The organism is Mycobacterium sp. DL (assembly GCF_039729195.1).
Taxonomy (GTDB): Bacteria; Actinomycetota; Actinomycetes; order Mycobacteriales; family Mycobacteriaceae; genus Mycobacterium; species Mycobacterium hippocampi_A.
Genome location: NZ_CP155796.1, coordinates 419,170 through 440,118 on the forward strand (window position 1 = coordinate 419,170; position 20,949 = coordinate 440,118).

The following is a 20,949-nucleotide window of genomic DNA, read 5'->3' on the forward strand; positions in this document are numbered from 1 at the left end:
CTCATGCCTCCGGGATCGTGATGCCGTAGTTCTTGCGGGTGATGTCCTCGGGTTCCGGGCCGCCGCGGATGCCGGTGTCCAGCGCATCGATCGCGGCCAGTTGCTCGGTGCTCAGGTCGAAGTCGAAGACGTCGAAATTCTCGACGATCCGGGACGGCGTCACGGACTTCGGGATCACCTGACGGCCTTGCTGCAGGTGCCACCGCAACATCACTTGCGCCGGCGTCTTCCCGTGCGCCGCGGCGATCTCACCGATCACCGGATTCTCCAGTGTTGAGGTGTGCGGACCCTCGCGGTAGAACGTGATGCCACCGATCGGTGCCCAGGCCTGATTGAGGATGCCGTGCTGATCGTCATACGCCAGAAGTTCGGACTGGCGGAAGTACGGGTGCACCTCGATCTGGTTGATCGCGGGCACAATCTCGGTCTCGGTCAGCAGCGTGTCGAGGTGGGGAGGCATGAAGTTGGAGACGCCGATGGCGCGGACCTTGCCGTCGGCGTACAGCTTCTCCAGCGCCTTGTATGCGCCGACGGTGAGCTGGAACTCGCCGGGCAACGCCTGGTGCAGGATCAGCAGGTCGAGCTGTTCGACGCCCAGCTTGCCGACGGCCTTGTCGAACGCATGCAGCGTCGGGTCGTAGCCGAAGTCGGTGATCCAGACCTTGGTCTCGATGAAGAGATCCTCGCGGGCCAGCCCGGACCGGCGGATGGCCTCGCCGACTTCGCGCTCGTTGCCGTAGGCCGCTGCGGTGTCGATGTGGCGGTAACCGGTCTCCAGTGCCGTCTCGACGGCGGCGATGGTCTCCTCCGGTGCGGTCTGGAAGACGCCGAACCCGAGGACGGGTATCTCGACGCCGTTGTTGAGGGTGAAGGTGGGAATGCTCATGCTCTCGACGGTAGGCCTCACCGGCGGAGCGTGGGAGTGCCTGATCAGCGGGGTATTGGGAGTACCTCCCAGTGGCGAGCCGGCGTGCCTACGGTGGAGGTATGACCGCGATGGACCCCCACAGCGAGGTGCGCGAGTTCCTGGGTTCGCGGCGCGCCCGGATCAGCCCTGAACAGGCCGGACTCCCCGCGTACGGCGGGAACCGTCGCGTCAAGGGGCTGCGGCGTGAAGAAGTCGCGATGTTGGCCGGGGTGTCCGTGGACTACTACGTCCGCATGGAGCGCGGCAATCTGGCCGGTGCCTCGGACAGCGTCCTGGATGCGCTCGCCTCTGCGCTGCAACTCGACGAGGCGGAGCGCGAGCACCTCTATGCGCTCGCCAGGGCGTCGGGCGCGGGAGGCGGCCGCCGTAGGCGCAAGACTCTGGGGACGGTCCGTCCCGCCCTGCAACAAGTCCTCGATGCCATCAGCGATGCGCCGGCGTGGATCCGCAACGGCCGCCATGACGTGCTCGCGATGAACCAGCTGGCTCGCGCCCTCTACGCCCCGGTGCTCGCCGACCCGCGTCGGCCCGCGAACACCGCGCGGTTCGTCTACTTGAATCCCGAAGCTGCCGAGAACTTCTTCGTCGACTACGACAAGATCGCCCGCGACGCCGCCGCGATGCTGCGGATGGAGGCCGGTCAGAATCCACACGACGAGGACCTGATCGCTCTGGTCGGTGAACTCTCCACGCGCAGTGAGCTGTTCCGCAAGCAGTGGGCATCTCAGGATGTGCGCTTCCACCGGTCCGGGCAGAAGCGCCTACGGCACCCCGCCGTCGGCCAGCTCGATCTGGACTTCGAGGCGATGCCGCTGCCCGGCGACCCCGGACTTCAGCTCAATATCTATACCGCGCCGGCGAACACGCCCACTGCCGACGGGCTCAAGCTGCTGGCCTCGTGGGCAGCCAGCCAGGATGGCCTTGCCACCGAACGGGCCGCGACCAAAGGCTAGATGCTCTTCAGTTGTCTCTCACCAAGCCGCTGAGGTGCTGCCGTCGACCACTAACTCCATGCCCCTGACAAAGCTCGAGTCCTCCAAGGCGACGAACCGGAGGTTCTAGGATCCGGCATCTAGATGAGAAGGCTTGTCCGCCAATGCAGTGAGAATTTCACATCACCACAGGCCGAGCTGGTGCTGTCCGCCTTGCCCGGTGAGAACCTGCAGATGCGACCGAGGCATGGCTCTGGAGCGGTATGCGCCACGGTCGCGTGGCATCCAGACGAGGGAAGCTCTGACCAGTTCAATCCGGTTGATGCTCAACGGCTTTCCCGCCGGCACCAGGAGTATTCCCTTACGGCAACGCGAACCCGATTATCCCGGCGATACCGTGAGGTGGAGTCGCTCGATGATCCGCAGAGCCTGCGCTGGGTCGCAGCCTTCGAATACTGCGGCGTGTATCCCGCGCATCGCCCCGGTGATGGCCTGGGCCGCTGCAGGGATGTCCGTGTCGGGGTTGATCGCCTTGGCGCGTGCTGACGCGTTCAGCAGCTGTGCCACGGCCTGCGCAAATGTGTCGTGCCAACGCAGAGCGAAGCTGTCGGACCGAGGAACCCCGAGGTCACGGAACAGCACGTGCGCGGGCGGCGTGGCGTAGATGGCTTCGGCAGCAAGTCGGAGGAACAAGCTCAGCTGCTGCAGCGGGTCGTCTGGCCAGAGGACGCTCTCATACCGGAGTCGCATGGCATCGGTCAGAACGGTTGCCGCGTCGTCGATCGCCGCACGAAATAGATCACGCTTGTTGGCAAAGTGATGAAACGCCGTACGCAGGGCGACACCGCAATGTCGGGCAACTTGCTCCACGGTGATCTGGCCGTAGTCGTGATCCCGCAGGAGCACCTGGGTGGCGTGCAGCAGGCGAAGATTCGTCGAGATCATCTCGGTGCTGACGCCGGATGCGTCACTTACCCACCGGTACAAGGTGGCCGGGTGGATCCCGAGTTCGCGCGCGACGGTCGATGCACGCTGGCCGGCGAGCACACGCGCCACGGCTTGCTGCCGCTCGGAGTCGCTGCGGCGCGTCCTGTTGCCCATGGGCCGATCGTACGAGGCGGCCGCATATTGCGTCGATTGCATCTACTATGCAATAGTCGCATTAGGGTTTTGCAGACGCTCGGATCCAGCAGTTGCCAACGACGTCCGACGGAGACACATCAATGAGCAACCAACACCGTGCTTCCCGGGCGCTCATCACGGGCGCCAGTTCAGGAATCGGCGAGGCCTTCGCCAATGCGCTTGCGGTGCGTGGCTGCGACCTCGTACTGGTGGCACGTCGACAGGACCGCCTCGACACTCTTGGCGACCGTCTCGAGGCCGAACATCGAGTCACCTGTACCCGTGTCTCGTTCGACTTATCAGTCGAGCGGCCAGGTCATAGATTGCGTGAACTTGTCGACGGTGACATCGACCTGCTGATCAACAACGCCGGCTTCGCCACTCAAGGGCCGTTCCTCGACGGGGATGCAGGTGATTTCGCGCGGGTATTGGCAGTAGACGTCGGGGCGGTAGTCGACCTCTGCCACACATTCCTTCCGGCAATGGTTCAACGCCGTCACGGCGCCGTCATCAACATCTCCAGCACCACCGCGTTCCAGCCTGTGCCCACGCTGGCCGTGTACGCGGCGTCAAAGGCCTTTGTCCTCAACTTCACCCAATCCCTCTGGTACGAAGCAAAACAACATGGTGTCAAGGTATTTTCTCTCGCGCCCGGTCCCACTCAGACGGAGTTTTTCGACGTGGTCGGAGAAACCGCGACGGTGGTGGGCAGACTTCAAACCGCAGACGAGGTTGTCGCCGCTGGCTTGAAGGCGCTTGACCGACGCCGGACTCCACCGTCGGTGGTGTCAGGTGTCGGCAACTCGATAGGGGCGGCACTGGCGACGGTAGCTCCTCGACGTGTTCTGCTGCCCGCCTTGGCGCGCTCACTACGCCCTCTCAACAGATGAGCATGACCCCGCCGCTCACCCGGCAGCCGTCGAAGCGCAGCCGAACGGCCAACCTTCGTCGCATCTCATCAACCACGGCTTACTTCTAGGAGCAGATCATGATTCTTGTCACCAGCGCAGCAGGCGGTGTCGGACGTCCACTGGTCCGCGGGCTCGTCGCCAATGGAAAAGGTGTACGGGCCTTCGTCAAGAACGACGACCAAGCGCAGCGAGCACGATCTGACGGTGCCGCCGAGGTCGTGATCGGAGACCTACGCCAGCCTGGCGATCTCGAAAAGGCGCTGCGAGGAGTGGTGCAGATCTATCACGCTGCGCCGACTCAGCTCGTCGACGAACTGCCGGTTGCGGAACGGCTGATCGAGGCGGCCCGAGCCGAACAACTGGATCACATTGTCTTCCACTCCGTCATCCACCCAACCATCGCCGAACTGCCCCATCATCGGCAGAAATTGCTCGTCGAGGGGCTGCTGGAGGAGTCAGGCCTAAACGTGACGATTCTTCGGCCCTCGCACTACATGCAGAATGTGCTGGAATTCTGGGACTTCTTCGGTGCTGGACTGCTTCCGTATCCCACCTCGCCGGAAAGCGTCATGGGGGTGGTCGACGCCGACGACGTCGCTGCAGCGGCGGCCAACGTGTTGACCAACCCCGACGGCCACATCGGCAACACCTACGACCTGTCCACCGTAGAACTCACCCGCCATGACATGGCGCGCATCTGGAGTCGAGTGCTCGGCCACCCGATGACCGCCATCCGACTACCACCGCAGACGTTGACGCAACCACTCGCGGCCGTCGGACCCTTCAGTGCTCCGATCGCCCGGTCGCTGTTGTCGAGCAAGCTGCGTTCCTTCCCGAACATCGTTCGAGGACTCCGCGCTGCGCCGAACGCTCGAGGGTTCCGCAGCTGGCCGGCCGATGCCCAGGACACCTACGTCAAGATGATGGCGTACTACGACGTGCACGGACTCCCCGCCGGCGACTTCGATGACCTTCCGAAGGTGTCGCCCAGGCCCGCAACCGGTTACGAGCAGTTCGCGCGCCGTATCGCAGCACAGCAAGGGATGGCCACGCGGTAAGGGGGCCGCATCCGGCGACGCGTCGGGCTAATCATGCGTGACAGGCCCGCGGACTTCGTAGGATTCACCCGGTTCGAGATTGGTTACGGCCAGGGAGTCGCGTGCGGCGGCTTCGGCGAGTCGAGCCCGTGCGTCCGGCACTTCGACGTACTCGGGCGGCTGATGCACCCCGAAGTGAATCGGCATCACCGTGTGGGCACCGAGTATGGCGGCCGCCCGGACTGCTTGATCCGGGGTGAGTACGGCTGCAACTCGGCTTGGCGGGGTCAAGTGCGGTGCCTGCACGATGGCCCCGTTGATCGGCAGCACGGCAACGTCGATCGGGCCGAGTCGCCGCGCGATGAGCCACCACAGCCCGTGGAAGAGGGTGTCGCCGCCGTGCAGTATCCGCCGACCGTCGGCTTCGATCACCCAGTTCAGCTGGGGATCACCCAGCCCATCGACGGCCGGGACGGCGGTCACGTTGAAGGGACCGAATTCGACGCGCTGCCATTCCTCGACGACGCGGACGTCGAGAGTGCTTGCGGCCAGGCGGTCCTCATTCGGTTCGGTGAACGGGGCCTCGTCGCCAGTCCCCGCAAAGGGCGCTGGCCGCAACAGGATTCCTCGTGGACCCACCGCCGACTCGATCGCCCCGACGTCCGTGTGGTCCTCGTGCAAGTGCGTCACCAGCGCGGCCAGTGCGGGTATCGAGTGAGCGGCGTAGGCTTCGGTCCCCGCGGTCTGGGTGAGCAGTGGGAAGTCGCGGACGTAGTCCACGACCAGCGCGTGGCCGTCGGCGTGGATCTCGATTCCTGCCCAGGCGAGATGTCGAATTCGCATACCGATCAATCCCTTTCGTGCGCTAGCAAGGCTTCCAGCGGCGTTGCCGGCCGACCACTGAGCCGGGCCACGGCGTCGCTCACGTCTGCCAGGAAGCCTCTGCGGGTGGCAGCGCCCATCGACGTCAGTAACTGCACCACGTCGGCGGGGAGTCCGGATCCGCGCAGTTCTGCGGCGTAGGCGTCGTCGTCGACACCTACGACCTCGACGTGGCTCCCTGCCAGCGCGGCGATGTCCTGCGCGGTGACGGGACGGGGGCCGGTGACGTCGAACGCGACATTGGCATCGACGTCTCCGGTCAACACGCCGACGGCTGCTGCCGCGCAGTCGCGGCGCGTGACGTAGGCAGCGCCCCCGTCGCCTGCGTTGGTGATCAACGTGCCGGTGGCCCGTGCTCGCTCGATCACCCCCAGTTGCAGGTCCGCATACAGGTTGTTGCGCAACGCCGTCCATTGCATGCCGGACGACCGGAGGGCTTGCTCGGTGGCGCGGTGGTCGGGTGCGACGATCGCGGGATTGTCCGATTCCGGGCGGGGAATGGAGGTGTACGCGATGTGCGATACGCCCACGCGCGTGGCGGTGTCGATTGCTGCGAGCTGACCGGAAACTCTGCTCCCGATGTTGTCGGCCGATATCAGGAGCAGTCGGTCGATGCCGCCGAAGGCGCCGTCCAGTGTGGCGCGTTCGTTGAAGTCTGCGTAGCGGACGTCCACGCCAAGGGCCGCGTATCCGGCCAACGCACTCGGATTGCGTGTCGTCAGGACGACGTCGGCGGGATCGACGACGTCCAGCAGACCGTCGGCGACGAGACGTCCGAGGGTGCCTGATGCGCCGGTGACTCCCACAATCATGCGTGCCGCTCCTTAATGCAATCAGTCTGGTTACGGTAATAACGTAATGAGACTGATCGCGGTATGTCAAACTCGATACATGCCCGCGCCGATCACCACTCACTTCGCCGTGGCCGTCCACGTGCTCACCTATCTCGCGGGGATTCCCGACGGGGCCCCCGTCGGGTCTCCGGAACTCTCGGGCAGCGTGAACACCAGCCCCGAGTACATCCGTCGCGTGATGGTTCCTCTGCGGGCGGCCGGAATCGTCGACTCGACTGCAGGCAAGAACGGTGGGTGGACGCTGCAACGCGACCCCGCAACGCTCACGCTGGCCGAAGTCCGGCGTTTGGTGCAGCCAGATGAGCCCGCACTGGGGATCCACGCCCCCAACCCCTCGTGTTCAGTGGGGCGCGCGATCGCGCAGTCGCTCGTCGACATCGAGCATGACATCGCGCACGCGATCGACGAGCGGCTGAGCGCCACGACGATCGACCAGCTCGTCGGTGACGCGGCCCGGAAATGAGCCGCGCTAGACCGGTGATAACTCCTTGGAGTACAAGGACTTTCCGGACGCATCGCACAGGTTGACCGTCATCGCCTGAGAGTCCGAGTCGATGGTGACTTCGCCGAAATGTTGGAAGCCCTGGGCCGGGGAGGTGTCCTTGTCCTCGGGCGCGTGGACGAACTCGTAGCGTGCACCGAAGGTGCCGTCGAGGGGGCTCTGTGGGAACGCTCCCGCGTTCAGCGGCCCGGACACGAACTCCCAGAACGGTGTGAAGTCGGTGAAGCCAGCTTGTTCCGGGTGGTAGGAGATCGCCGCGGTGTAGTGCACGTCGGCTGTGAGGTACACGATGTTCCGCACCTCCTTGGCCTCGGAAAAGATGCGGGAGAAAGCGATTTCGCGGCCCAGTGGGCGCCCGTTCTCACCCTGGGCGACAGCCTCCATCGACTTGGGCCCGCCGACGGGGTCGGTGGCCGCGTCTGGGACGACGATGCTGATCGGTAGGTCGTTGGCGACCACCTTCCATACCGCTGTCGAGTTCTTCAACCCGTCGATCAGCCATTGCGTCTGTTCACGCCCCAGTACGCCGGCGTCGTCGGATTGTGACCACGCCTGCGGGTTCGGGTTCTTGTACGACCGCATGTCGAGAACGAAGACGTCGAGTAGCGGGCCGTAGGCGATCTTGCGATGCAGCCGTCCGTCGACGGCCTCCGACGGCTCGATGGGCTGCCACTCGCGCCAGGCCTGATACGCGTAGCCGGCGAGTTTGTCGGCGCCGGTTTCGGTGTAGCCCTTGCGGTTCTGACCGGCCAGTGACTCCCCGGGGAACCAGTTGTTCACCACTTCGTGGTCGTCCCACTGAATGAGCTGCGGGACTGTGGCATTGAACCGCCGGTAGTGCTCGTCAGTGAGGTTGTAGGCATAGTTGCCGCGGAAGTCGTCCAGCGTCTGGGCCACGTGGTCCTTGGCCGGAGCCGTGACGTTGGCGTACATGCCGCCGTCGTTTTGCCTCTGCGTCTCGGGTACCGGGCCGTCGGCGTAGATGGCGTCGCCGGAGTGCACGAAGAAGTCCGGTCGGCGGTCAGCCATCGCGCCGAAGATCGCCATTCCGTCTTGCCGGTTGATGCCCCATCCCTGGCCTACGACATCGCCGGACCAGACGAACTTGATGTCCTTGGGTTGTGCGGGGACGGAGTTGAATACCCCGACTGCGGGCTCCGAAGTGGCACCGTCCTCGCCCTCCAGGGTCACGCGGTAATGCACCGTCTGCCCCGGCTCGAGGCCGGTGACTCGCACCTGCCCGGTGCCGTCGGACGCCGGGGTCAGCTGCGGTCCATTGATGCGGACCGGGTTCGAGAACGACTCGGTGGCAGAGGTTTCGACGATCATGCGGGCCGGGGAATCGGAGCGGGCCCACACTAGCGCACCATCGGTCCGCGGGTCACCGCTGGCGACACCGTGGGTCAGGCGGGGACGGTTGGCCACCAGCCCGGTGCTCGTCGGTGGCCCGCCGTTGCCCGGCGTGCCGCAGGCCTGCAGCGCTGCCGCCGCGGGGACGAGCAATGCGCTGGCCAACGACGCACGTAGGACGGTACGTCGGGGAATCATCGGTCGGTGATCGGCGGGTGCCATGCTGGCCAGCATGCGGGAAGCCGGCGACGCGACGGTTAACACCGGTAGCTAGAGGGCAAACGACGGGTATCACGCACTCCAACGGACTGCATCGACGTGTCGGTTGCCCCAGCTCGCAATGCCGGCGGCGGTGATGAGGCCAACCGCCTCTGGCTCAGACGTTCACTCCATCGGCTCGGGGGTGAAGGTGACGTCGACACCGCCTACGGTCATCGTCACCTGACCTTCCATCACCATCACCTGCGCCGAAAACCGTCGGTCAACGGTCTGGGCCAGTTGCTGCACCGGTGTGTGCGGTATCTGCACCACAGACAGGTTCGGCAGCCCCACCACTTTGGGGCCGACGGTGCGCCACCAGGTGGCCACGCCGGCGGCGAACGGGAACAGCCACACCTGGTCGGCCTGGCTGGCCGCCTTGCCCAAGGCGCGTTCATCAGGCTGGCCGACGTTGATCCACTCCAGGATCCGGCCCGTATAGTCGGCGAGCCGTAGGTCGGGCACCCCCGGGGTGGACAGGCCCGCCCCGAACGCCAACTCACCGTCGACGTCGCTGAGCCGGTGTGCGCGCAGACCAAACGCCAACAACCGCACCACCATCCGCTCATCGGTCTCACTGGGATGACGGGCCACGGTCAGCGTGTGATCGGCGTAGTAACCGTGATCGACATCGGAGACGCTGAGTTCGACTTTGAACACTGTTGCAGAAAGGGCCACGTCATAGTGTCCACCCTGGTGACGTTCCCGGGCGCGGGACACGTCGACCTCTACGACCGCGTAGACCTCATCCCGTTCGACAGGCTTGCCACCTTCTTCCGGAACAGTGTGAACCCGCCGGGGTGATCCACGTCGTTTGACCCTGCCGTCGCGGCATGGTGTGGGCTGCTGGTTGTCGGCCGAGAGTTGAATCAGCTCTCGGCGATACCACCGACCCGATCGATTCGAGGAGACCCATGTTCCGTCGCCGCTCGGCGCTGGCCCTGTGCGCAGCGTCGCTGGTACTCGTCGGTGCCTGTGGCTCGCCGGCGCCGCAGTCGGAGTCCGCGCCCGAAACCGACGAGCTGGCAGAGTTCTACGGCCAGGAGCTGGTGTTCGAGCCGTGCGCCCTGTATGCGACCTCAGCGGCCGACGAGCAGACTTTCGCCGACGAACGGTTCGACTGCGCGCGGGTGCAGGTCCCGCTGGACTACGCCGATCCCGAGGGGCCGCGCGGGGAGGTCGCGCTACTGCGGGCAAAGGCCCGCGGGGAGAAGATCGGATCGCTCTTGGTCAACCCCGGCGGTCCCGGTGGGTCGGGGATGAACATCGTCGCTCTGCTGGGTCCGGTGTGGGAGCACGGCCCGGTCGGTGAACGGTTCGACGTGATCGGTTTCGACCCGCGGGGTGTGGGCGCGTCCACGCCGCAGGTGCAGTGCTACACCGACGCGGAGACAGATCGGGGTGAGATCCCCGAGCCCTATCTCTTCGACGTCGGCGACGCCGAGGAGGCGCGCGATGTCGCGCAGCGCTGCACCGAGGGCACCGGCGGCGCCGACGCCCTGACCAGCGTCGGCAGCCACAACGTCGTGCGAGACATGGATGTGATGCGCGCGGTGCTGGGCGACGAGAAGCTGTCCTACCTCGGCTACAGCTACGGCAGTGAGCTGGGGGCGATGTACGCCGAGGCGTTCCCGCAGAACCTGCGGGCGATGGTGATCGACGGCGCCGTCGACCCGGAGAAGACCGAGGCCGAGTTCCGACTGTCGCAGTTCGCGGCGTGGCAGACGGCGTTCGACGAGCTAGCCGAGCAGTGTGCCGCGTCGCCGAACTGCCCGCTGGGCACCGACCCTGCTCGAGCTACCGACACGTTCCAAGGACTCGTGCGACCCCTGCAGGACCGCCCGGTGCCCACGGCCGACGGCCGCGAGCTGACCTACGACGACGCCGTCCAGGGCGTATCGACCGCGCTGTTCGCCGAGGCCCAGTGGCCGATCATCACCCAGGGACTCGCCGAGCTCGCTGCCGGCCGCGGCGAGGTACTGCTGGACCTGCGGGACGCCGCGCTCGGGCGAGGTCCCGACGGGAGATACGGCGGCGGGCTGCATGTGGACGCGAACCTCGCGATCCGGTGCATGGACAACCCGCGGCGCACCGCAGAGGAGAACACCGAGCTGTCCCGGCAGGCGCGGCAGGCCGCCCCGTTCCTCGACCCCGGTGGGCCGGTGGAGCAGGCGCACTACGAATGCGAGGCCTGGCCGGAACCGGTGAGCCGATCACTGCCCTGGCTGACCGGCGGCGTCGACCTGCCGCCCACGTTGACGGTCTCGGTCACCGGTGACCCGGGGACCCCGCACCAGGGCGGGATCAACATGGCCCGGCTGCTGGGCGGGAGTCTGTTGACCGTGGAGGGCAGTCAGCACGGCGTCGCACTGTTCGGGCAGAGCGAGTGCGTCGACGAAGCCGTCTCCGACTACCTGATCGACCTGCAGATCCCGCCCGACAACGCTCGCTGCACCCTGTAGTTGGCGCCGCTGAGCCAAACATGGCTGAACAGAGACCGATTCGGAGAGGGGGAGTATCAGGGCCACCCTGGGCGGCGGCTACGTACCTACCCTGGGCCATGGGTTCGGATGACATCGGAATAGTTCGCTCCCGCGGCGTGCTTGTCATCACAACCCACCAAAGCACTCTGCAGAAGGAACGTCGCTGTGACCGACATCGATGACGCCCAGACCGAACCGCCGCACGCGTGTCCGTTTCGAATGAACCGGCGCGCCTTCGTCGGAACGACGGTTGTTGTCGGCGGCGCCGTCGCCAGCCTCCCGCTGTTCGCCGGATGCGCATCGGACTCCGTTGATGAGACCGACACGGCCTCTGCGACAGTGCGTTTGACCGTCAACGGCGAGGAACACGACGTCTCCGTTGACACCAGGACATCGCTGCTGGACATGCTGCGTGACCGGATCGGACTGACCGGTACGAAGAAGGGCTGCGACCAAGGCGCCTGTGGCGCATGCACGATCCTTGTCGACAACCAACGGATCGTCTCCTGCCTGACGCTGGCGGTCATGCACGACGGCGCCGAGATCACCACGATCGAAGGCGTCGCCGACGGTGATCGGCTGCATCCACTGCAACAGGCATTCATCGACCACGACGGACTGCAGTGCGGCTACTGCACGCCGGGCCAGATCATGTCGGGTCTGGGATGCATCGCCGAAGGACACACCGGTTCAGACGCCGAGATCCAAGAGTGGATGAGCGGCAACATCTGTCGCTGCGGGGCCTATTCCAACATCGTCACCGCCGTCGCCGCGGCAGCCAGGCAGGCGTGACGATGGTGCCGTTCGAGTTCTCCACCGCGTCCGACGAGGCCACGGCTCTGCAAGCCGCAGCAGACGGCGGTCGGTACATCGCCGGCGGCACCACGCTGGTCGACCTGATGCGGGAGAACGTCGAGCAACCACGAGCCGTCGTCGACATCAATGCGCTGCCCTACCGCGACATCGACCTGCAGCCGAGCCGACTGCGGATCGGGGCGCTGGTACGTATGTCGCAACTGGCGGCGGATCCCGCGGTACGCCAGCAGTTTCCGGTGATCACCGAAGCGTTGGAGAAGTCGGCGTCAGCGCAGCTGCGCAACATGGCCTCCATCGGCGGCAACCTGCTGCAACGACCGCGCTGCCTCTACTTTCGTGATGTCACGGCGGCGTGCAACCGCCGAACGCCTGGATCCGGGTGCGCGGCGGTCGACGGCCACAACCGCAACCACGCCATTCTGGGGACCAGTACCTCGTGTGTCGCCACCCATCCGTCGGATCTGGCGGTGGCGCTGGTCGCGCTGGACGCCGTGGTTCACACGCTCGATGCCGATGGGGCACGCCAGATTCCCATCGCGGAGTTCTTCCGGCAACCCGGCGACACCCCGGATCGTGAACACCAGTTGCCTCCCGGGGCGCTGATCACCGCCGTCGAGGTGCCGGTCACTGCCGCGGCGCGGCGATCAGGTTATCTGAAGGTGCGCGACCGTGAATCGTACGAATTCGCGCTGACCTCAGCGGCGGTGGCGCTGGACATCTCCGGTGGCCGGATCCGCACCGCCCGGATCGCGGCCGGCGGGGTCGGCACCGTTCCGTGGCGGATGCCTGCGGTCGAACGGGCATTGACGGGCCGGCCACCCAGTCCGCAGCTGTTCGCCGACGCCGCTGCCTTGGCGGCCGAAGGCGCACAACCGCTGTCGCAGAACGGGTTCAAGGTGGAGTTGGTCAAGCGCACCGTGCAACGACAGCTGAACACCGTTGCGGGGCTGCCGTGACGGCGCCGTCGGGGTCCGCGTCAGGGCAACCGCTGTCGCGGGTCGACGCACGCCTGAAGGTCACCGGCGCTGCCACCTACACCGCCGACAACACGCTCCCCGACCTGCTGTACGCGACGCTTGTCGGCAGCACCGTGGCGCTCGGCTCGGTACAGGACATCGACGTCTCGGCCGCTCGCGACCATCCCGGTGTCGTCGACGTGATCACCGACTTCGCGGGCGTCACGCTTCCGCACTCGCCGCCGCGGATCTCCTATTTCAAACAGCCAGTGGCTGTGGTGGTGGCGACCAGCGCCGAGTCCGCCGCGCACGCCGCCACGTTGGTCGACGTCAGCTACAGTGGGCAGTCCGCTCCGCTGACCGATGTTGATGCACCGCAAGCGGTTTCCAGACCGGGCACCACGGTGAGTGACTACTCGCGTGGTGACGCAGACGGGGCGTTGGCGGCCGCGCCGGCGACGTCCGACCTCGACTATTCGATTGCGCGGCACCTTCATCACCCGATGGAACTGGCCGCCACCGTCGCCCGGTGGGACGGGGATCGCCTGACGGTGTGGGACAAGACGCAGGGGATCACTGCAGCAGTCCAGGCGTACGCCGAGGCGTTCGGCATACCGCAGGAGAACGTGCGCGTCATCTCACCCTTTGTGGGCGGGGCGTTCGGCCAGGGAGGTCTGGTCTGGCCGAACCAGCTGCTGACGGCGTTGGCGGCACGGCGGTTGCGACGGCCGGTCAAACTCGTGATGACTCGTCGGCAGATGGCAGAGCAACTCGGTTACCGGCCGGTGAGCCGGCAACGACTGGCCCTCGGCGCCGGCACCGACGGCCGGATCACCACGATCGTCCACGACAGCAGGGTGGAGACCAGCCGGGACATCTCCTACGAGGACGACATCACCCCGCCGCCGCGGTTCATGTACCGCAGCCCCAACATGCGCTCGACCTACCGCGTCGTTCCGCTGGATCTCAGCCCGCCGACGTGGGTGCGGGGCGTCGGCAAGGTGACCGCAGGGTTCGCCCTCGAGTGCGGAATCGACGACCTTGCACAGCAATTGGGAATGGACCCGATCGAACTACGCGATCGTAACGAACCGGACCGGGACCCGTCGACCGACCAGCCTTTCTCGACACGACGGCACACCGAGTGTCTACGCAGGGGCGCCGAGGCCTTCGGGTGGTCGCGGCGCAACCCGGTGCCGCGTGCCACCCGCGACGGCGATCAGCTGATCGGCCTCGGCGTGGCCAGCGCCGTCTACCACTCGATCAGCAGCCCCTGCAGTGTGTCGGCCAGGATCAACGCCGACGGCACCGCCGACGTCGTCACGGCCAGCAGCGATATGGGGGTGGGAACGTACACGTCCATGACGCAGGTCGCCGCCGATGCGCTGGGCCTGCCGACACATCGTGTTCGATTTGATCTGGGGGACAGCAACTTTCCCGAGGCGCCCATGCACGGTGCGCAGCAGACGATGGCCAGCGTGGGTTCCGGGGTGGCGCATGCCGCAACGCTGCTGCGGGACAGGTTTGTGCGCACTGCCGTGGTCGACCCTGCCTCACCGCTATATGGTGCCGGCGCCGAGAACATCAATGTGGTGAACGGCCGGATGTCGCTCACCGACGAACCGAACCGCAGCGAGACCTACCAGCAGTTGTTGAACCGCCGCGGCTGGACTCACCTCGAGTCCGAACACACCTGGACTCCGGACGACCGGATCGACGACTACTCGATCTGGTCCTACGGCGCGGTGTTCGCCGAGGTGGCCGTCGACGAACTGCTCGGCACCGTGCGGATCCGGCGGATGGGCGCCTACTACGACGCCGGGCGGATCATCAACCCGAAACTCGCGAACAGCCAGGCACTCGGCGGAATGGTGTGGGGGATCGGCATGGCGTTGCTCGAGGATTCGCACATCGACCACCGCGACGGGCGGATCGTCAACGCCAACATCGCCGACTACCTGGTTCCCGTCAACGCGGATGTACCCGCGCTGGACGCCACCTTCCTACCCGCAGAGGACACCATCGCCAGCCCGATCGGAGTGAAGGGCCTGGGCGAACTGATGATGATCGGTGTCGCGCCCGCCATCGCCAATGCCGTGTTCAACGCCACCGGCCGGCGCATCACCTCGCTACCCATCACCCCCGAACGCCTGCTGTGAGCGCTTCGGTGCCCGATGTTGCCAGGTGAACTTACCGATCAGTAAGATCGAGCCTCGAGTCGACAGGAGGCGTGATGAGCGAAACGAAGTTCGTCGACATCCATGGGGTCAAGCAAGCTGTGGTGGACGAGGGCGAGGGCGACGAGGTCCTGCTGCTGATCCACGGCATGGCAGGTAGTGCGGACACGTGGCGGGCGGTGATCGCGCAGCTCGCCAAGAAGTACCGCGTGGTGGCTCCCGACCTCACGGGTCACGGGCAGTCGGAGAAGCCTCGGACGGACTATTCACTGGGTGCTTTTGCCGTTGGTCTGCGCGACCTGCTCGACGAACTCGGTGTCGAGTCGGCGACCGTTGTCGGCCACTCACTCGGTGGCGGGGTGGCCATGCAGTTCCTCTACCAGCATCCGGACTACTGTCGCCGGCTCGTGTTGATCAGCAGTGGCGGACTCGGTCCCGACGTCGGGTTGATCCTGCGACTTCTCGCGGCTCCGGGTGCGGAGTTGGTGATGCCGGTGATCGCGCCGCCCCCGGTGATCCGCGCGGGCAACGCGGTGCGCTCCTGGTTGAGCTCAGCTGGTCTGCGCTCGCCGCGCGGCGCGGAGATCTGGAGTGCCTATTCGTCGTTCTCCGACCGCGGAACCCGGGACGCATTCCTGCGCACCCTGCGGTCGGTGGTCGACTACCGCGGCCAGTCGGTCAGCGCGCTGAACCGGTTGAAGCTGCGCGAGGACCTGCCCACGCTGGCGATCTGGGGCGAGCAGGATGCCATCATCCCGGTCGCCCACGCCTACTCGGCGCTCGAGGCCCGACCGGATTGCCGACTCGAGGTGCTGCCCGACGTCGGCCATTTCGCCCAGGTCGAGGCGCCGACAGAGGTGATCGACATCATCGACGACTTCATCTCCACCACCGTGCCGTCGGACACCCGGGCATGAAGCGGGCCGCGCTACCCGGGTAGCGCGGCCCACGGTCACGATCAGCTGGAGAACTTGTCCTTGATGTTCTCGCCGACCTTCTTGACGCCGGCGGTGCCTTCGTCCTTCTTGCCTTCGGCCTTGAGGTCGTCGTTGCCGGTCACATCACCGACGACCTGCTTGACCTGGCCGATCGCGTCCTCAGCAGCGTTCTTGGCCTTGTCGACGATTCCCATTGTGATTCCCTTTCTTGTGTGGACCGGTGACCCGAGCGGGTTCCGGTAGTGAGCACGGGAGGTGACCTCCCGACGAATCAGGACTTGAGCGCCTGGCGCAGTCCGGCGGTGGCGGCGTGCGCCACGACACGACGACGCTTACCGCGCCGCTTGGTGCTGCGCCGGGCCACCAGCACGACCCCGACGGCCACCACCGCGGCAGCCACACCGATCAGCACCCGGTTGTCGTCGAGGTGCATGTCCTGTGCGGCCTGCTTGACCTCGTGGACCTTGTCGTCGGCGGCCTGCTTGACCTCATCGACCTTTTGTTCGGCAGACTCGGCGACCTCGCCGGCCTTGTCCTTGACGGCCTCAGCCGTTTGCTTCACCTGGGCCTTGGCTTCATCGACGGCACCCTCGGCGCGCAGGTCGCTGTTGTCGGTGAGATCGCCGGCGGCCTGCTTGGCCTGACCGGCCAGTTCGTCGACCTTGTTCGAGAAATCGGACACAGTGACAGTCCTCCTTGAATTGTCCCCGCCCCGAGCGGAGGGGCGGCATCGGTTCATTCGGTTGCTGTTCATGTAGTCGGTGGCGATCGCCGGAACCGAATGCCGACGAACAGTGATGTGCGCCACGGTGTTCACGGTGCGGCGCGTCCCCCCCCTGGGCCGGGGAAGTCCGGTGCGCAGCTACAGCGGCAGGCCGGCGTCCAGAAAATTCAGACCCTCGTACAGGGTCTCCGGGGCCATCGGCGTGCCGTGAAGGGCAGCCATCATGACGCCCGTCATCGCACCGGCGGCGATGCGCAACTGAGGGTCCTCGGCGGATCGGTTCAGCCGCTCGGCCAAGGCGCCGGTGATCAACTCGATGGTGTGGATGTACTCGTTGTACAGGGCCGCAGCCGCCTCCGGCAGCGTGTAAAGCAGCTGCTGGCGCGCCATCTCTTCACCCCACTCGGCGCCGGCCATCCCGCTGAAGACCTGCTCGAGGGCGTGGCGGTAGGCCGGGATCGGCCGCAGTTCCGACGGTGCGGCCAGGAAGAACTCGATGATCGGATCCATCAGGTGATCAGGGATCAGCAGTGCCGCTTTGTTGGGGAAGTACCGGAAGAACGTCCGCGGGGAGACGTCGGCGAGCTCGGCGATCTGTTCGATGGTGGTGTTCGGGTAGCCCTGCTTCTGGAAGAGTTCGAAAGCCGCGAGACGCACCGCTTCACGGGTCCGACGCTTCTTGCGTTCCCGGAGGCCCAGGTCGTCGTCGGCGGCCGTCATACCGGGCATTGTCCCGCATCGGGGGTCGCTCCACGCAGGTTACCGATGTGGCGTCACGGCGTCGTTTCCTTCCTCAAGCAACCGAATGCGGATCGTCGGCCGACCCAGCCGATCCGTAGTCACCCCAGCCGCCCTGCACCATCGTCTGGAACTTCCATCCGCCTTCTGACTTCACCAGCAGATCGCCGTAGCGCACATGCTGCGCGAAGTCCGCGCCCGCGATCGTGGCGTCGGTGATCACGAACACCAGGTTCTGGTTGAGGAAGTGCGGTGTGCGGATGGACTCCATCGTGAAATCGCCGCTGCCACTGAGCTGTTCGGTCATCTGCGCGACGAAGTGGTCGCGGTCGCATGGGTCGGCCCGGCCGTCGGTGACCTCGTTGAGCGGGAACATCGCTTGATCCGCCATTCCCTCGACGTCCTTGGCGACCGCCATCGCGTCATACCGCTCGAACCAGGCGAGCACCCCTTCGACGTCTGCTGCCGTGGGGGTGAATCCACCCTGCTCTGGCATCACAACCATGATCATCTCTCCTGTCGCTCTTGCTGTACTCAGTACACTGTACATAGTACAGAGATCAGGGGATGTGACATGGTGGGCTGGATGTGAGGAGCGTCGACGACAGAGAGGCAGCGCGCAGGCTATGGGCGAACGCACCCCCAAGCGGGGCGCCGGCGGCGCGCAAAGCAGCGCGGGCGACCCGGCGCGCACGCTCTCACTGTTGTGGCGTCAACCCGGCGACGGCCGGGCTTCCCGAGGGCCCAGGCAGCGCACCACCGTGGACGCAGTGGTCACCGCCGCCATAGAGGTCGCCGACAGTGAGGGCCTGAGTGCGCTGACCATTCGGTCGGTCGCCGCCGGGCTGGGTATCACCCCGATGGCCACCTACACCTACGTCGCAGGCAAGGCCGAACTGCTCGATCTGATGCTCGACACCGTGTATCAGCAGATGCCGCGGGCAACTCTGTCCGGAATGGCCTGGAGGGAAAAGGTTTCGGTGATCGCCGAGGAGAACCGAGGGATGTTCGAACGCCATCCCTGGGTAGCGTCGGTGGCCACCACCCGGCCACCGCTGGGTCCGGGCATGATGGCCAAGTACGAGCACGAACTGCTCGCCTTCGACGGTGTCGGCCTCTCCGATGTCGAGATGGACGCCGCCCTGACCTATGTCCTGGGCTTTGTCACCTCTGTAGCCCGAATCGCCATCGACACCGATCGCGCGTCTGCGGACAGTGGCGTGAGCGACCGCGACTGGTGGGAGCGCGCGGCGCCACTGTTGGCCGACGTCCTGGACGCTGAACGGTTCCCTCTGGCCACGCGGGTGGGGGCGGCGGCAGGCGAGAGGCACGGCAGTGCCTACAGCGCCGCCCACGCCTACGAGTTCGGTCTGGCGCGGGTATTGGACGGACTCGCTGCGCTCATCGACGGGCGCTGACAACAGGTCTTCCCGCGAGGCCCGACAACTTGTATGATGAGTTGCAACACACATCATACAAGTTGCGAGGTAGAGCTATGTCCGACCGAATCCGGCACCTGAGGCTGTCGCACGTGGTGTTGCCGCTGGACCATCCGGTGAGCGACGCCAAGGTGCTCACCGGCCGCCAGAAGCCACTGACCGAAACGGTGATGCTGTTCGTCGAGGTGCTCACCGAAGACGGTTTCCAGGGAACAGGTTTCAGCTACTCCAAACGTGCCGGCGGGCGAGCCCAGTACACACACCTGTGTGAGGTCGCCGAAACGGTGCTCGGCCAGGACCCGTCCGACATCGACAAGATCTACCAGTCCCTTCTGTGGGCCGGCGCTTCCGTCGGCCGCTCCGGGACGGCCACCCAGGCGATCGCGGCACTCGACGTGGCGCTGTGGGATCTCAAGGCCCGACGCGCGGGGCTGCCTCTGGCGAAACTCCTGGGCTCTCATCGTGATTCGTGCAGGGTGTACAACACCTCGGGGGGTTTCCTACAGGCCTCGGTCGAGGAGATCAAAGAGAAAGCCACAGCGTCCGTCGAGTCGGGCATCGGCGGCATCAAAATCAAGGTGGGTCAACCAGATTGGCGGACCGATCTGGAGCGGGTGGCCGCGCTGAGGGAGCATCTCGGCGACACCCCGCTCATGGTTGATGCCAACCAGCAGTGGGGTCGCGCGCGTGCTCGACGGATGTGCCGCGAGCTCGAACAGTACGATCTGATCTGGATCGAGGAGCCCCTCGACGCGTGGGATGCAGTCGGCCACGCCGATCTCAGCCACACATTCGACACCCCGATCGCGACGGGGGAGATGCTCACGTCGGTCGCCGAGCACATGGCGCTCATCGATGCGGGCTACCGGGGCATCGTGCAACCCGACGCACCGCGCATCGGAGGCATCACGCCGTTCCTGCGCTTCGCCACCCTGGCCGCGCACGCCGGCCTGGCGCTGGCGCCGCACTACGCGATGGAGATCCATCTTCACCTCGCGGCGGTGTACCCGACCGAACCGTGGGTAGAGCACTTCGAGTGGCTGAATCCGTTGTTCAACGAACGCATCGAGATTCGCGACGGACGGATCTGGCTGTCCGATCGGCCCGGGCTCGGCTTCACACTGAGCGACCGGATGCGGGAACTCACGGTGGCCAGCGCTGAGTTCGGTGCAGGGTGATGAGCGCTCGCGCGAAGAATAGAAGACGATGATGTGACTGTGGAGACGTCACTGGCGCAGCGGGTGGTCGCGGGACTCAAGGACAAGATCTTCTCGGGCGACCTTCCGCCGGGGCACAAGTTGCCGTCGGAGGCGGAGCTCATCGACGAGTTCGGGGTGTCCCGCACCGTGGTGCGCGAGGCAGTCACCCGGTTGCGCGCCGAGGGCCTGCTGGAAACATTCCAGGGCCGAGGATCGTTCGTGCTGGCCGTCCCGGCACCGTCGTCGTTCACCGTCGAGTCGTCGGCATTGCGGACCCACCGCGACGTGCTCGACATGATCGACTTCCGGCTGGGCGTGGAGAGCGAGACGGCCGCGTTGGCAGCGGCCCGCATCAACCCGGCGGGACAGAAGACGATCACGGCGGCCCTCGATGCGTTCGTCGCTGCCGCACCGGCGGACGCGGTCGAGGCCGACTACCTCTTCCACCGCGCCGTCGCGGCGGTCAGCGGTAACCGGTTCTGTCTGGAGCTTCTCGACTCGCTGGGCCCGATGATGATCATGCTGCCGCGCACCCGGTTGAGCGACGAGTACTCGATGACCGACGCCGGCCACGTGGCCCGGGTCCAGCGCGAGCACGACGACATCGCGGCCGCCGTCCTGGCCGGCGACCCGGACACCGCCAGGGCCGCGATGCGTGTGCACCTGGGCAACACCCGCAGGCGCCTCGACGCCGGACGGTGAG

At 66.0% G+C, this 20,949-nt stretch carries 22 protein-coding genes; 12 read left to right on the plus strand and 10 right to left on the minus strand.

What is annotated here, in order from left to right:
* Position 1: 1 nt before the first annotated feature.
* Positions 2-886: an aldo/keto reductase gene (locus tag ABDC78_RS01995; protein WP_178359467.1), complete on the minus strand. Its 885-nt coding sequence runs from the start codon at positions 884-886 to the stop codon at positions 2-4.
* 101 nt (positions 887-987) lie between these two features.
* Between ABDC78_RS01995 and ABDC78_RS02000 the strand changes: the two genes are divergently transcribed.
* Positions 988-1,881: a helix-turn-helix transcriptional regulator gene (locus tag ABDC78_RS02000; RefSeq protein WP_178359468.1), complete on the plus strand. Its 894-nt coding sequence runs from the start codon at positions 988-990 to the stop codon at positions 1,879-1,881.
* A gap of 360 nt (positions 1,882-2,241) precedes the next feature.
* Here ABDC78_RS02000 and ABDC78_RS02005 read toward each other — a convergent pair whose 3' ends face one another.
* Complete coding sequence (locus tag ABDC78_RS02005; RefSeq protein WP_178359469.1) at positions 2,242-3,003, minus strand: TetR family transcriptional regulator; 762 nt, start codon at positions 3,001-3,003, stop codon at positions 2,242-2,244.
* A gap of 80 nt (positions 3,004-3,083) precedes the next feature.
* Between ABDC78_RS02005 and ABDC78_RS02010 the strand changes: the two genes are divergently transcribed.
* Positions 3,084-3,872 carry an SDR family oxidoreductase gene (locus ABDC78_RS02010; RefSeq protein WP_178359470.1) on the plus strand — a complete coding sequence of 263 codons (789 nt, stop codon included), beginning with the start codon at positions 3,084-3,086 and terminating at the stop codon, positions 3,870-3,872.
* 98 nt (positions 3,873-3,970) lie between these two features.
* A complete protein-coding gene (locus ABDC78_RS02015; protein ID WP_178359471.1) occupies positions 3,971-4,951 on the plus strand; it encodes an NmrA family NAD(P)-binding protein in 981 nt (326 codons plus the stop codon).
* Between the two features lie 27 nt (positions 4,952-4,978).
* On the opposite strand, the gene ABDC78_RS02020 is transcribed toward ABDC78_RS02015, so the two are convergent.
* Together ABDC78_RS02020 and ABDC78_RS02025 are read right to left on the minus strand one after the other, a co-directional pair.
* The gene (locus ABDC78_RS02020) at positions 4,979-5,773 is read right to left on the minus strand and encodes an MBL fold metallo-hydrolase (RefSeq protein ID WP_178359472.1); all 795 of its coding nucleotides are present in this window, start codon (positions 5,771-5,773) and stop codon (positions 4,979-4,981) included.
* Between the two features lie 5 nt (positions 5,774-5,778).
* A complete protein-coding gene (locus ABDC78_RS02025) occupies positions 5,779-6,624 on the minus strand; it encodes an SDR family oxidoreductase (RefSeq protein WP_178359473.1) in 846 nt (281 codons plus the stop codon).
* 79 nt (positions 6,625-6,703) lie between these two features.
* On the opposite strand from ABDC78_RS02025, the gene ABDC78_RS02030 reads away from it, so the two are divergent.
* Positions 6,704-7,129, plus strand: a complete 426-nt coding sequence (locus ABDC78_RS02030; RefSeq protein WP_178359474.1) for an Rrf2 family transcriptional regulator — start codon at positions 6,704-6,706, stop codon at positions 7,127-7,129.
* Positions 7,130-7,135: 6 nt separating this feature from the next.
* Here ABDC78_RS02030 and ABDC78_RS02035 read toward each other — a convergent pair whose 3' ends face one another.
* Positions 7,136-8,740, minus strand: a complete 1,605-nt coding sequence (locus ABDC78_RS02035) for an alkaline phosphatase D family protein (RefSeq protein WP_256736132.1) — start codon at positions 8,738-8,740, stop codon at positions 7,136-7,138.
* Positions 8,741-8,902: 162 nt separating this feature from the next.
* Positions 8,903-9,454 (minus strand): YaeQ family protein, encoded by a 552-nt coding sequence (locus ABDC78_RS02040; protein ID WP_178359475.1) that lies wholly within the window; start codon positions 9,452-9,454, stop codon positions 8,903-8,905.
* Positions 9,455-9,690: 236 nt separating this feature from the next.
* Between ABDC78_RS02040 and ABDC78_RS02045 the strand changes: the two genes are divergently transcribed.
* The 5 genes from ABDC78_RS02045 (at position 9,691) to ABDC78_RS02065 (ending at position 16,125) form a co-directional block, all read left to right on the plus strand.
* Positions 9,691-11,238: an alpha/beta hydrolase gene (locus tag ABDC78_RS02045; protein WP_178359476.1), complete on the plus strand. Its 1,548-nt coding sequence runs from the start codon at positions 9,691-9,693 to the stop codon at positions 11,236-11,238.
* Between the two features lie 240 nt (positions 11,239-11,478).
* Positions 11,479-12,051 (plus strand): (2Fe-2S)-binding protein, encoded by a 573-nt coding sequence (locus tag ABDC78_RS02050; protein WP_178359569.1) that lies wholly within the window; start codon positions 11,479-11,481, stop codon positions 12,049-12,051.
* 2 nt (positions 12,052-12,053) lie between these two features.
* Complete coding sequence (locus tag ABDC78_RS02055) at positions 12,054-13,031, plus strand: xanthine dehydrogenase family protein subunit M (protein ID WP_178359570.1); 978 nt, start codon at positions 12,054-12,056, stop codon at positions 13,029-13,031.
* Positions 13,028-15,190 (plus strand): xanthine dehydrogenase family protein molybdopterin-binding subunit, encoded by a 2,163-nt coding sequence (locus ABDC78_RS02060; RefSeq protein ID WP_178359477.1) that lies wholly within the window; start codon positions 13,028-13,030, stop codon positions 15,188-15,190. The genes ABDC78_RS02055 and ABDC78_RS02060 overlap by 4 nt, the downstream gene beginning before the upstream one ends.
* 74 nt (positions 15,191-15,264) lie before the next feature.
* Positions 15,265-16,125 carry an alpha/beta fold hydrolase gene (locus tag ABDC78_RS02065; protein ID WP_178359478.1) on the plus strand — a complete coding sequence of 287 codons (861 nt, stop codon included), beginning with the start codon at positions 15,265-15,267 and terminating at the stop codon, positions 16,123-16,125.
* Between the two features lie 41 nt (positions 16,126-16,166).
* Here ABDC78_RS02065 and ABDC78_RS02070 read toward each other — a convergent pair whose 3' ends face one another.
* From ABDC78_RS02070 to ABDC78_RS02085, 4 genes are all read right to left on the minus strand, one after another.
* The gene (locus tag ABDC78_RS02070; RefSeq protein WP_178359479.1) at positions 16,167-16,340 is read right to left on the minus strand and encodes a CsbD family protein; all 174 of its coding nucleotides are present in this window, start codon (positions 16,338-16,340) and stop codon (positions 16,167-16,169) included.
* Positions 16,341-16,417: 77 nt separating this feature from the next.
* Positions 16,418-16,828: a CsbD family protein gene (locus ABDC78_RS02075; RefSeq protein ID WP_347133301.1), complete on the minus strand. Its 411-nt coding sequence runs from the start codon at positions 16,826-16,828 to the stop codon at positions 16,418-16,420.
* A 180-nt stretch (positions 16,829-17,008) separates the two neighbouring features.
* Positions 17,009-17,590 carry a TetR family transcriptional regulator gene (locus ABDC78_RS02080; protein ID WP_178359480.1) on the minus strand — a complete coding sequence of 194 codons (582 nt, stop codon included), beginning with the start codon at positions 17,588-17,590 and terminating at the stop codon, positions 17,009-17,011.
* Between the two features lie 73 nt (positions 17,591-17,663).
* A complete protein-coding gene (locus tag ABDC78_RS02085; protein WP_306172925.1) occupies positions 17,664-18,113 on the minus strand; it encodes a nuclear transport factor 2 family protein in 450 nt (149 codons plus the stop codon).
* Between the two features lie 121 nt (positions 18,114-18,234).
* On the opposite strand from ABDC78_RS02085, the gene ABDC78_RS02090 reads away from it, so the two are divergent.
* The 3 genes from ABDC78_RS02090 (at position 18,235) to ABDC78_RS02100 (ending at position 20,948) form a co-directional block, all read left to right on the plus strand.
* The gene (locus ABDC78_RS02090) at positions 18,235-19,026 is read left to right on the plus strand and encodes a TetR/AcrR family transcriptional regulator C-terminal domain-containing protein (protein WP_178359481.1); all 792 of its coding nucleotides are present in this window, start codon (positions 18,235-18,237) and stop codon (positions 19,024-19,026) included.
* A gap of 77 nt (positions 19,027-19,103) precedes the next feature.
* Entirely contained in the window at positions 19,104-20,225 is a 1,122-nt protein-coding gene (locus ABDC78_RS02095) for a mandelate racemase/muconate lactonizing enzyme family protein (RefSeq protein WP_178359482.1), read from the plus strand.
* 39 nt (positions 20,226-20,264) lie between these two features.
* Positions 20,265-20,948, plus strand: coding sequence for a FadR/GntR family transcriptional regulator (locus ABDC78_RS02100; protein ID WP_178359483.1), 684 nt, complete (start codon positions 20,265-20,267; stop codon positions 20,946-20,948).
* The last annotated feature ends 1 nt before the right edge of the window (position 20,949 follow it).